This window comes from Acidisoma sp. L85, from assembly GCF_009765865.1.
In the GTDB taxonomy this organism is placed as follows: domain Bacteria; phylum Pseudomonadota; class Alphaproteobacteria; order Acetobacterales; family Acetobacteraceae; genus Acidisoma.
In genome coordinates, this window is sequence record NZ_LMUQ01000002.1 from 1 (window position 1) to 260 (window position 260).

Below are 260 nucleotides of genomic sequence, written 5' to 3' on the forward strand. Positions count from 1 at the left end.
AAAAAGGGGCTTTCCCCGCTGCATTGGTCGAACGAAGGGCGGTCTGAATTCCAAGTTGCATGCGGTCTGCAACGGAGAAGGCAAGCCCCTGCTTCTGCTGCTCACCGAAGGCCAGACGAGCGACCACAAGGGTGCCCGCATCCTCCTCCGGGCCATGCCGCCAGCCAGGAGCCTGATCGCCGATCGCGGCTATGACAGCAACTGGTTCCGGCAAGCCCTGATGGATCGCGGAATGGAACCCTGCATTCCGTCAACCAAAA

1 protein-coding gene is annotated in these 260 nt (G+C 60.8%); it reads left to right on the top strand.

What is annotated here, in order from left to right; translation table 11 throughout:
* Nucleotides 1-55: 55 nt before the first annotated feature.
* Nucleotides 56-260: transposase (locus GSQ83_RS00010; protein ID WP_158800665.1), on the top strand; the 205-nt coding region annotated here is incomplete at its 3' end.